We start from the raw sequence: 11,684 nt of genomic DNA on the forward strand, positions 1-11,684 counted from the left end.
CTGCTCGGCCTCTACCAGAGCGGCCGCACGATCGTGAAAGAAAGCGCTGATCCGGCGTGGCGGGCAGCCAATCTTTCCCCGGACAAGGTCGGGACGCCGGCCCAGGCCAATAGGCTCGAAAACATCACGGGTCATTTCATGATCGGCTATCTCGTCCTGCTTGGACTGGTGCTGGTGGCCCGCGGAGTCCGTACCCTTCGGGAGAGGCGCGGCGGCATGATCACGCTGTCTTACGGCAATGGCCGCACCGTCCGCGTGCCGAAGGGCCTTTCCGTGCTGGAGGCAAGCCTGCGTCATCAGGTTCCGCATGCGAGCGTGTGCGGCGGCCGCGCTCGCTGCTCGACCTGCCGGATTCGGGTGATCGGCGACTGCACGTCGTTGCCGGAGCCCTCGAACCGCGAATCGTTCATCCTCAACCGGGTCGGGAGCACGTCGGATCCTGCGATCCGGCTCGCCTGTCAGCTCCGGCCCGAGAACGACCTCTCCTTCTTCCAGATCTTCACGCCGCAAACGGTGGCGACCCGTCGCGGCGCCCCCTCGCATATCGGCGAGGAGCGATATCTCGTCAGCATGTTCGTCGATATGCGCGGTTCGACCCGGCTCGCGGAAAATCGCCTGCCGTTCGACACCGTGTTTATCGTCAACCGCTTCCTCGGCGCGGTCTCAAAGGCCGTGATCGAATGCGGCGGCCAGCCGAACCAGTTTCTCGGCGACGGGCAACTGGCATTGTTCGGACTTGCAACCAGTCGCGAGACCGCCTGCCGTCAGGCGCTGAGGGCGGCAGCGCGTATTTCGGTTCACGTCGAGGAATTGAACCAGTTCCTCAAAAACGACCTGCGCGAACCGATCCGCTTCGGCATCGGCATTCACGCCGGCGAGGTGATCGTGGGCGACATTGGTTACCGCGATCATATCGTGTTCACCGCACTCGGCGATGCCGTCAATGTGGCGGCACGGCTGCAGGACATGACCAAGAGCCTTGGCTGCGAGGTGATCTTCTCGGACGAAGTGCGCGCCACCGCAGGCCTCAGGGTCGAGGAACTACCGCAGCAAGACGTCGAAATCCGTGGCCGCACCGGACCGATGAACGTGTGTATCGTCGTCAATGCCGAAGCCTTGTCCACCCTGGTTAACGGCGAAGAGCCGGTTGCCGCCTGACGCTCTCGCTTTTTGGCGCGCTGAACCTGAACAGGCATTCAGAAAAATTTCCTTGAATCGGGTGGGGTGGCCTCGAACCCCGTTCTGAAACAGCGCGACTGCTATGGGGTGAGACTACTGCAACCCGCGCAACCTGCGCACATTCGAGGAGAACGACCATGTTACGCAAACTGACGATCGCACTCGCTGCCGCCGCTTCTCTCAGCACCGCTGCACTGGCTTCGACCGCCGCATCCGCCAAGCCCTGGGGCCACTGGGGTGGCTATCACCACCACTTCGGCGGCTTCGGCATCGGCGTCGATTATGTTGACGACGAATGCCTGGTGACGCGCCGCGTGCTCACGCCCTATGGTTACCGCCTGCGCACCGTGAATCTCTGCGCCTACTGACCGGCCTTCGTTGCGCACCTTTGAAAAGGCTCCGGCCACTAGTGGTCCAATTCTAACATTCGCATCCCTTCTCAGCGAGCGCTTTTGCGAATGTTAGACTCAAAGGACCGCTGGCAAATATGGTTTCTAGTGGAGTTTTGGATTTGACAATCGCATCGCGAATACGCGGCTACAGGGTAGCGAATGTCAAATCCACTCCACTGTCAGCGGCCGGAGCGTCGCATTTTCGCGCCGGCCGTTTTCGGAAACGACAGAACCGCTGGCCGGCGATCCGGAATTGACTCGGCGAACGCGCGTGCCACTATTGCCGCCATGAAACGACGGCTGCTTTTCGCCATTCTGCTCGCGATCGTTCTCGCCCTGCTGATCAAGTATGGGGCGAACGCCACTCCTCGCGCCGGCGGCCTTCCGCTCCCTCTCGCGCATCCGCAGTTAACGATTGGCGCGAACGCCGCGCCAATCTGATTCGCCTGCCGGTTTCCAAAAATATTCCCGAGGCTCACAGCTTCGTGTTCCCTTGTGAATTTACGATATACACAAGGCAAGATCACCTCTGATTCACATAACGGCGAGCGGGGTTGCAAGCCGGCGCGAACGGCATTAACTCGACGCGAAGCATCACCGGCAAAACGCCGCACCAAGAAATTAATCTCATGACTGGCACTTCCGCTCTCGTGCGCCACGCGCGCGACACGAGGCTCTATCTGTTTCTCGGTCTGGCGAACTGGTTCATCTTTCTGGACCACATCCCGAACAACATGGTGAGCTGGATTACGCTGCGCAACTTCGGCTTCTCCGGCTCTGCGGACGTATTCGTCTTCATTTCCGGCTATGCGGCGGCGCTCGCTTTTGCGCCCATCATGCTCCAACGCGGCACCATCGTCGGCGCGACTCGGGTGCTTCGGCGCACTTGGCAGCTTTATGCAGCGTTCATCGTGCTGTTTGCGATTTACGCGGTGTCGATCGGCGATGTCGCGACCCGCTATGCCGCGCCCGACATCATCTATGAATTCAACATCGCGGGCCTTCTGGAAGAGCCCGTCCGCACCGTCGCCAACGGCCTTCTGTTGCAATCGAGGGCGCTGAACCTCGATCTGCTCCAGCTCTGCGTCGCGTTGACGGCGTGTTTTCCTGTCGTGCTGTGGCTGATGTTGCGGGCGCCTGACTTTACCCTGGCGGCCTCGCTCGCGCTCTACGTCGCCGCACGTCAGTTCGAGTGGACGCTGTCGACCTTTCCGGACGGCAACTGGTTCTTCAATCCGTTCTGCTGGCAATTGATCTTCGTGCTCGGCGCCTGGTGCGCGCTTGGCGGCGCGCGCCGGCTTGGCAACCGCTTGCGGGCGCCGGCCTGGGCTTACCTCGGGATTGCCTATCTCATCTTTGCTTTTGGCATCACGATGGCCGGACGCTTCCCCATGTTCGGAGACATGTTGCCGACCTGGCTGCATGACGCCTTCATTCCGAATGACAGGGTCAATCTCGGTTTCTCCCGGCTTCTGCACTTCCTGGTGCTGGCGCTGTTCGCAACGCGCATGATCGCGAAGAACTGGCGCGGGTTGAACTGGCCCATCCTCAGGCCGCTGATCGTCTGCGGCGAACAATCGCTGTCGGTATTCTGCGTCGGCGTGTTCCTCTCTTTGGCCGGTCACTTCATCCTCGTGACCGGCTCCGGTTCGCTTGCGGCCCAGATTCTGGTCAGCGTATCCGGCATTGCGATCATGACGCTCGCAGCAAGCTACGTGTCCTGGTCGAAGCGCCAGGACCGCAAGCTTACGTCGCCGATCGGGCAGACTCCTTCGTTCCGGGCCGGCTAAAATCCGACGGCTGCGCTTCGCGCTGATGCCGATTCCTTTGAAGGCGGCTTGATTGTATGCTTGGCGCAGATTCCGCGCCGGGGCATGCGATGAAATTCGAACCCGCTTCCGTTCCCCCGTTCACGGCGCCCTACGCGCCGGACGATACTGCCATCGCCACGCGGTTATTGACCGCGGGCCGCCTTGACGAGAATCGCGAGGCGCGGATCGACCGCACGGCGCGCCGCCTGATCGAAGCCATCCGCTCAAACGACGATCCGCTTGGAGGTGTCGAGGACATGCTGCGCGAATTCGCGCTCTCGACGAAGGAGGGCCTGGCGCTGATGGTGTTGGCGGAAGCGCTGCTGCGGGTGCCGGATGCTGCCACCGCCGACCGCTTCATCGAGGACAAGCTCGGCGAGGGCGACTTCATCCACCACGAAACCAAATCGAGCGCCTTCCTGGTCAATGCCTCGGCCTGGGCGCTCGGTCTGTCGGCGCGGGTGATCCAGCCGGGCGAAACGCCGGATGGAACCATCGGCCGGCTGGTGAAGCGCCTCGGCGCCCCGGCTGTACGGGCCGCGACGCGGCAGGCGATGCGGCTGATGGGCAGCCATTTTGTACTCGGCGAAACCATCGAGGCCGCGCTGGCGCGGGCGCAATCGGGCGCCTTCCCCCGCTACTCCTTCGACATGCTCGGCGAAGGGGCGCGCACCGCTGAAGACGCCGAGCGCTATTTCAACGCCTATGCGAGCGCCATCGAAACCATCGGCGCCAGCGCGGGCGCACGGCCCCTGCCCGATCGGCCGGGCATTTCGATCAAGCTTTCGGCGCTGCATCCGCGTTTCGAAGCGTTGAGCCGGCAGCGGGTGTTTGACGAGTTGGTACCACCGCTGATCGATCTGGCGCACCGGGCGAGGTCTTACAACCTCAACCTCACCGTCGATGCCGAGGAAGCCGACCGGCTCGAGCTTTCGCTGGAAGTGATTGCGGCGGCGTTTGCCGACGCCTCGCTCGCCGGCTGGGATGGCTTCGGCCTCGCAATCCAGGCCTATCAGAAACGTGCCGGCGCGGTGATCGAGTATACGGACGAACTCGCCCGCAGCTTGAACCGGCGCATGATGGTGCGGCTCGTCAAGGGCGCCTATTGGGACACCGAGATCAAGCGCGCGCAAGAGCGTGGACTGCCCGACTATCCCGTCTTCACGCGCAAGGCGATGACCGATCTCAACTACATCGCTTGCGCCGAAAACCTGCTCAAGCTACGGCCGCGACTGTTCCCGCAATTTGCCACCCACAACGCGCTGACGGTGGCAACCGTTCTGGAACTTGCCGGCGGCGAAAGCGGTTTCGAGTTGCAACGCCTGCACGGCATGGGCGAAGCGCTCTATGCGCAACTGCTCACCGATCATCCCGTGCTTTCCTGCCGCACCTACGCCCCCGTCGGCAGCCACCGCGACCTCCTCGCCTATTTGGTGCGGCGCCTTCTCGAAAACGGCGCCAACTCCTCCTTTGTGGCGCTCGCCGCCGATGAGACCGTGCCGGTCGCCAAACTGCTGCGGCGCCCGGCCGACATCATCGGCACGGCCGCCAACGCCCGCCATGCGAATATTCCGCCGCCTGCCGATCTCTACCGGCCGCAGCGGCAGAACTCGCGCGGCGTCGAATTCGGCGACCGTGCGGCCCTTCAGGCACTGCTCGCCGCCGTCAAAGCCGGGACCGCGCCGGTCCCCGCGACCGCCCTGATCGGCGGCAAGGCCAGCGGTGGTGTCGCACGACAGCTTGCAAGCCCCGTTGATCCCACGATTTCCATCGGCAGTGTGATCGAAGCAAGCATCGATAATGCCAACACGGCGATGATGGCGGCTCGCGCCGGATTTTCGCATTGGTGCCGCGCGCCGGCCGCCGGCCGCGCGGACTGTCTCGATCGCGCGGCCGATCTTCTGGAGCAACGCGCAGGCCGCTTCATCGCGCTCTTGCAACGTGAGGGCGGCAAGACGCTCGATGACGCGGTGTCGGAAGTTCGCGAGGCGGTCGACTTCTGCCGCTACTACGCCGCACAGGGCCGCAGCCTGTTTGACGCAGGCGAGGCCATGCCGGGCCCGACGGGCGAGAGCAATGTACTGGGCCTGCGCGGCCGCGGCGTGTTTGTCGCGATCTCGCCCTGGAATTTTCCGCTCGCGATTTTCACCGGCCAAATCACCGCGGCCCTGATGGCCGGCAATACGGTGGTGGCCAAGCCCGCCGAGCAGACGCCCCTGATCGCCTTTGAAACAGTTCGTCTGCTGCACGAAGCTGGCGTGCCATCTTCCGCGCTGCATCTCGTGACCGGCGATGGCCGCATTGGTGCGGCACTCGTCGCCCATCCCGACGTTGCCGGCGTCGTCTTCACCGGCTCTACTGAAGTTGCGCGCTCCATCAACCGCGCGTTGGCGGCGAGGGACGGCCCGATCGTGCCGCTGATCGCGGAGACCGGCGGCATCAACGCCATGATCGTGGACGCGACCGCGCTGCCCGAACAGGTAACCGATGACGTTCTCACTTCGGCGTTCCGCTCGGCGGGCCAGCGTTGCTCGGCTTTGAGGATTCTGTTCGTGCAGGAAGAAGTCGCCGACCGCACGATCGAGATGATCGCAGGCGCGGCACGCGAACTGAAAATCGGCGATGTCAGGGACCCCGCCACACATATCGGTCCGGTCATCGATGCCGAAGCCAAGGAAAAGCTGGAGGCGCACATTGCGCGGATGACGCGCGAGGCGCGCGTGCATTTTGCAGGCCGGGCGCCAGCAGGCCAGTATGTCGCGCCGTATATCTTTGAACTCTCAAACGCCGGTCAATTGACCGAAGAAATATTCGGCCCAATTCTGCATGTCCTGCGTTACGCAGCCGGCCGCCTCGACGACGTATTGACTTCGATCGAACGCACCGGCTACGGGCTCACGCTCGGCATTCATTCACGGATCGACGACGTGATCGATGCGGTGGTCGAGCGGCTCCCAGTGGGGAATGTCTACGTCAACCGCAACATCATCGGCGCGGTGGTCGGCGTGCAGCCGTTCGGCGGCTTCGGCCTGTCCGGCACCGGGCCTAAAGCCGGCGGCCCGCATTACCTGACGCGCTTTGCCACGGAGCAGACGGTGACCATCAACACCGCTGCGGCGGGCGGCAACGCTACGCTGCTTTCGGGCCAGGATTAGGCGCCACTGTTGGCGGCCCAGACTGCCGTTGCGTCGGCCGCCGTTATCGATCAATACATCGGTTACCCCTGCGGGAAAAAATGTTTCCACAGCGCGGAATAAGATCAACAACGCGAGAGGGACGATCTCATCATGGAAGGCGGCATCTTCGAAGGACTGAAGGTTCTGGATTGCGCGAGCTTCATCGCGGCGCCGGCGGCCGCCACCGTGCTGTCGGATTTCGGCGCGGAGGTGATCAAGATCGAGCCGCCGGGAACCGGCGACCCCTATCGCAACCTGCCGAAGCTGCCGGGATATCCGATCAGCCCGCATAACTTCGCGTGGCTGCTGGAGTCGCGCAACAAGCGCAGTCTCGCGCTCGATCTTTCCAAACCGGAAGGGCGCGCCGTGCTGTATCGGCTGGCTGCCGAGGCCGATGTCTTCATCACCAATTTTCCACCCAGCGTGCGCAAGCGCCTCGGCATTTCGTATGAGGACATCAAGCCGCTTAACGCGCGCCTGATCTACGCCTCCTTCACCGGCTATGGCGAGAAGGGGGCTGAAGCCGACAAGCCAGGCTTCGACAGCAACGCCTTCTGGGCGCGTTCCGGTCTGATGGATCTTGTGCGCGCGGACGAGAACACGACGCCAGCGCGCTCCGTTCCCGGCATGGGCGATCACCCTTGCGCGATGGCGTTTTATGGCGCGATCGTCACTGCGCTCTACAAGCGCGAACGCACCGGCGAGGGCTCGCACGTCTCGTCCAACCTGATGGCGAACGGCGTCTGGTCGGCGGGCGTGCTGGCGCAGGCTAAATTATGCGGAGCGCAATTCCAGGAACGGCGCACGCGCGAGCGCGCACTCAATGCCGTGACCAACCATTACCGCTGCAAGGACGGCCGCTGGCTGATCCTGTCGCTTCTAAATGAAGAGCGGCAATGGCCGGCGCTCACCCGTTGCCTGGGGCGCGAAGACCTCACCAATGACCCGCGATTTGCCACCAAGCCTGACCGCCATGCCCGCTCGCTCGAACTGATCGCGATCTTTGACCAGATCTTTGCGACACGCGACCTTGCCGAATGGCGCAAGGCACTCGACGGCAATGGTCTCGTGTTCGGCGTGGTCGGCATCCTCGACGATATCCCGGGCGATGCGCAGATGATCGAGAATGAGGTGCTGGTGCCGTTCGAAGACAACGGCATGCTCACGATCAACAGCCCGATCTGGGTCGATGGCAGCGAGAAGGTCAAACCGAAGCGTCCGCCCGAAATCGGCGAGCACAGCGACGAAATTCTGCGCGAGGCCGGCTACGACGAAACGGCGATCCGGAATTTGAAGGCGTCCGGCACTGTGGCGTGAGAGTCTGAGAGAATGCCACTCTACCGCCTGCACTATCCAAGCGATGAGACCGGATATGATTTCAGGACCAGTCACCCCGCGATCGATCGCTGGCTCGGCCGGGTCGCCGCCCTGCCCGGCTGGCGCTCGGCCTATGACCTTTTGCCCGGCAAGCGCTGACACATTACGTCTGAATAGAAGCTCGCGCGGTCTACTTGTTGTTGATCATCACCCAGCCGAACGCCGCGAGGCCAATGACCACGGCGACCGCGATCGCCCATACGCTGACGCGGATGGAGCTGACGGTTTGCCGCGCGCTTTCATTGGCGGCGATCTCGCGGTTGCGTTCCTTGCTTTCTCCGGTCGGATCGGTCACAGCGCAGCTCCTGCGGTGGTTGCGCCTCTAGCCTAGCCTAGGCGTCAGCCCGCGTCACCGCCGCCAGCGGCGCCTCATCGGGTGCGGCCTTGCCGCTTCCGCCCAAACCCGCCAACCTTCCCAGCGAAAACGCCGCCAGCGCCGCGCATAGCGCCGCGGCGGCCGCCGCCACGAACACTTCGCCCGCGCTCCATTTCAGGCTGAGCAGGATGCCGCCAACGAGCGGACCGACGATCGAGCCGATCCGTCCCACACCCAGCGCCCAGCCAACGCCGGTCGCGCGGACCGAGGTCGGATAGTATCCGGCGGCGAGCGCGTTGGCGGCGATCTGCCCGCCGACGATGCAAAAGCCGGCGACGAAGATCGCAACCGTGACGGGGGCCGCCGAATGTCCGAACTGCCCGATCGCGCCGACCGCAAACATCCCAATGAAATAGACCAGCGCGAGCGCGCGAAACGAAAAGCGGTCGATAATGCTGCCGAGCGCGAAGGTGCCTGCGATTCCACCGACCTGCAACATCGAGCCGATCGCGGCGGCCGCCGGTATCGAGGCGCCGAGATCGTTGAGCACGGTCGGCAGCCAGTTCGACAAAAAGTAGATATCGAGCAGGCTCATGAAGAACACGACCCACAACAACAGCGTGGCCAGGGTTCGTCCGCTCCTGAAGAGATGTTGGACCGGAATGCCCTTCAATGCCGGTTCGTCCACGACGAAGCGCGTACCGGCGGCAAAAGCCGCCTTCGCGTTGACGAAGGCAAGCAGTTCCGCGACGCGCGCATCGGCGCGACCGGTCAGCGCCAGGAACCGCACCGATTCCGGCAGTTTCACCGCGAGGATCGGCACCAGAACGAGCGGCGCGACGCCGCCGACCACAAACACCGACCGCCAGCCGAACTGCGGGATCAAGGCCGCGGCCAGAAAGCCACCGAGCGCCGCCCCGACCGAAAAGCCGACGAACATCACCATCACCATGGTGGCGCGGCGGCGATGCGGGCCAAATTCGGAGGTGAGTGCGACGGTATTCGGCATCGCCCCGCCGAGACCGAGGCCGGTCAGAAACCGGATCGCGAACAGCGCATTGGCGTCGTTAACGAGTGCGGTGATCAGCGTGCCGATGCCGAACGCCAGCGTGGAGAAGATGATGATCTTCTTGCGGCCGACACGATCTGCCATCGGACCGAACAGAAGCGCGCCGATCATCAACCCGAACAAGCCCGCGCTGAACACCGGACCGAGTGCGCTCTTGCCGATATGCCACTCCTTCGCCAGGGCCGGGGCGACGTAACCAATCGCCGTGGTATCGAAGCCGTCGAGCACCAGCACGGTCGCGCAGATCAACAGCACTTTGATCTGGAAGGCGCCGACCGGCTGCGCATCGATGAACGCGGCGACCTCGACGGTTGGAGCGTCTTTTGTCGATGTTCCGCTCACGCGCGCAATGCTTCTTTGGAAAAGCCAGCAATCTGCTTATAGCTGTCGGAAAATGCGACGAGCTCATCGTGACTGATGACGTCGCCGATCGCGTTGAACGGCCGGTCGTTGGTCCGCTGATAGACCTCGCGCAGGATGGCGTCGGGCGGATTGGTGCGGTTGGTGAGAACGATGCGAGTGGTTTTCTCCAGCCGCTCCTTCTCATACGCCGCAAAAGCGGCGACGGGATCGGCGCTGGCCGAAAGCGCGGAGGTCATCGCCCGCGCGTCGAGAATCGCCTGGCCCGCGCCGTTGGAGCCTCGCGGTACCATCGGGTGGGCCGCATCGCCAAGTAGTGTCACGCGGCCAAAACTCCAGCGCGGCAACGGGTCCTGATCGACCATCGGGAATTCCAGCACATGATCGGCGGCGCGAATGAAGGCGGGAACATCGAGCCAGTCGAAATGCCAGTCGGCAAAGGCGCCGATAAAATCGTCGAGCGAACCTGCTCTGTTCCAGTCGCGGCGGCGATAGTTGGGCGTTTCAATCTCGGCGACCCAGTTGACAAGCTGCAAACCATCGTGGCCTGCTTCACGGATCGGATAGATCACCATCTTGCCGTGCGACAACCAGCCCGCGCGCGTCAGGCTCGCGCCCGACAGGATCGGCTTCCACCGCGTAACGCCGCGCCACATGTTGACGCCGGAATAGCGCGGCTCGCCCTCGTCGGGAAAGAACTGCTTGCGGATCACCGAGTTGATGCCGTCGCAGGCGATCGCGGCGCGCCCGCGCACACTTTTGCCGTCCATGAACCGCAAAGTCACGCCAGTATCGTCCTGCTCGACGCCGGTGCAGGTGTGGTTGGTGAAAATGCGATCCGCCCCGGCGCGACTCTTAAAAGCCTCCAGCAACACCATTTGCAGGTCACCGCGATGAATCGAGAATTGCGGATGGTCGTAGCCGGCGGAACGCCCGAGCGGCTCCTGATAGATCAATTGGCCGAAGCGGTTGAAGAAGGTCGAATCCTTCGTCGCGATCGCGACTCGCGCCAGGTCGGCTTCAAGGCCGAGCGTGGCGAGTTCCTTGGTGGCGTGAGGCAGGAGGTTGATGCCGACGCCGACCGCGCGGATCTCGGCTGCGGATTCGAAGATGCGGCAGGGAATCTTGGCGGCGTGCAACGCCAGACCCAGGGTCAAGCCGCCAATGCCGCCGCCGACGATCAGGAAATCGTCCATTGTTTCCTCCCCCGCGTCCCCTTTTGGGGTGCGGCTTTCCGATGATGAAACACGATTAGTGAGCTTACTGTCAATCTCGCGCAGGTTCGGCCGTGCTCTAATGGCTGCCGACAAAACACATGCCCATGCGCGAGGCCTCGCTCATGACCTGGCAGGCGAGCCCCTTGGCGCACCCCCATGACACAAAGCTGCGGTCGTTCTCGGCCGCCCTGGCGTGAAGGCCATAACAGTGTGCGCCCCAGCCGTCGTCATATTCGGTGCCGGCCAGTTCGCGGCTGCCGCGCAGCTGAGGCCGTTCGGAAAAGCCGCGGCTATAGTCGACCTTCTTGCCGTCGCGGATTTCGGTGAGAATATCGCGGCGGCGAACCTGGTCACCGAAGAAATGCGGCGAGGCCGGCACGATCAACGTATTGGACGGATGGGTCGCCATCCAGTCGACGCCGGGGAAATGAAACCCGCCGATGCCGCGGGTCTGGTGGCACCCGGCGCAGGTAATGTCGTTGAGGCGACGCTCGAAGCCGGCGACCGAACGAATGTTTTGCAAGGCGATGCCGCGCTCGGCGGCCTTTTGCAGCGCCGTCACCACATCGTCCTCGGAGAAAACCGGGTGTTCGCCCTCACCCTGCATGAGCCCGAAAGCCGGTTGCGACGCCGAGGCGGAAAAGCCGATCGGCGTCGGCGCGATCGCGCGCGTTGCGAGAAACTCTTTCGGGATCAAAACCGTGCCGCGATCGAATTCGCTCAGGTGTACGGGGTCGAGCAGCCAGGCCTTGAAATCGCGCCCGAGCTTTTCATCCGACAACAGACG

At 63.4% G+C, this 11,684-nt stretch carries 9 protein-coding genes and 1 pseudogene; 6 read left to right on the forward strand and 4 right to left on the reverse strand.

Going from position 1 to position 11,684, the window contains the following annotated elements; translation table 11 throughout:
• From WB528_RS24815 to WB528_RS24840, 6 genes are all read left to right on the forward strand, one after another.
• A partial coding sequence (locus tag WB528_RS24815; RefSeq protein ID WP_423891675.1) for an adenylate/guanylate cyclase domain-containing protein occupies positions 1–1,158 on the forward strand: 1,158 nt, incomplete at its 5' end.
• Positions 1,159–1,316: 158 nt separating this feature from the next.
• A complete protein-coding gene (locus WB528_RS24820; protein ID WP_423891677.1) occupies positions 1,317–1,547 on the forward strand; it encodes a hypothetical protein in 231 nt (76 codons plus the stop codon).
• A gap of 653 nt (positions 1,548–2,200) precedes the next feature.
• Entirely contained in the window at positions 2,201–3,361 is a 1,161-nt protein-coding gene (locus WB528_RS24825) for an OpgC domain-containing protein (RefSeq protein ID WP_423891679.1), read from the forward strand.
• Positions 3,362–3,450: 89 nt separating this feature from the next.
• Entirely contained in the window at positions 3,451–6,537 is a 3,087-nt protein-coding gene (putA, locus tag WB528_RS24830) for a bifunctional proline dehydrogenase/L-glutamate gamma-semialdehyde dehydrogenase PutA (protein ID WP_423891681.1), read from the forward strand.
• A 132-nt stretch (positions 6,538–6,669) separates the two neighbouring features.
• Positions 6,670–7,875 (forward strand): CaiB/BaiF CoA transferase family protein, encoded by a 1,206-nt coding sequence (locus tag WB528_RS24835; RefSeq protein WP_423891683.1) that lies wholly within the window; start codon positions 6,670–6,672, stop codon positions 7,873–7,875.
• Between the two features lie 12 nt (positions 7,876–7,887).
• Positions 7,888–8,034: a hypothetical protein gene (locus tag WB528_RS24840; RefSeq protein WP_423891685.1), complete on the forward strand. Its 147-nt coding sequence runs from the start codon at positions 7,888–7,890 to the stop codon at positions 8,032–8,034.
• A 31-nt stretch (positions 8,035–8,065) separates the two neighbouring features.
• On the opposite strand, the gene WB528_RS24845 is transcribed toward WB528_RS24840, so the two are convergent.
• From WB528_RS24845 to WB528_RS24860, 4 genes and pseudogenes are all read right to left on the reverse strand, one after another.
• Positions 8,066–8,230 carry a hypothetical protein gene (locus WB528_RS24845; RefSeq protein ID WP_423891686.1) on the reverse strand — a complete coding sequence of 55 codons (165 nt, stop codon included), beginning with the start codon at positions 8,228–8,230 and terminating at the stop codon, positions 8,066–8,068.
• Positions 8,231–8,267: 37 nt separating this feature from the next.
• The gene (locus tag WB528_RS24850; RefSeq protein WP_423891688.1) at positions 8,268–9,662 is read right to left on the reverse strand and encodes an MFS transporter; all 1,395 of its coding nucleotides are present in this window, start codon (positions 9,660–9,662) and stop codon (positions 8,268–8,270) included.
• Entirely contained in the window at positions 9,659–10,876 is a 1,218-nt protein-coding gene (locus WB528_RS24855; protein WP_423891691.1) for a flavin-dependent oxidoreductase, read from the reverse strand. Before WB528_RS24855 ends, WB528_RS24850 begins: the two co-directional genes overlap by 4 nt.
• Positions 10,877–10,973: 97 nt before the next feature.
• A pseudogene (locus tag WB528_RS24860) lies at positions 10,974–11,684 on the reverse strand (hypothetical protein); the annotation flags it as partial.

This window comes from Bradyrhizobium sp., from assembly GCF_049586575.1.
Classification (GTDB): Bacteria; Pseudomonadota; Alphaproteobacteria; order Rhizobiales; family Xanthobacteraceae; genus Bradyrhizobium.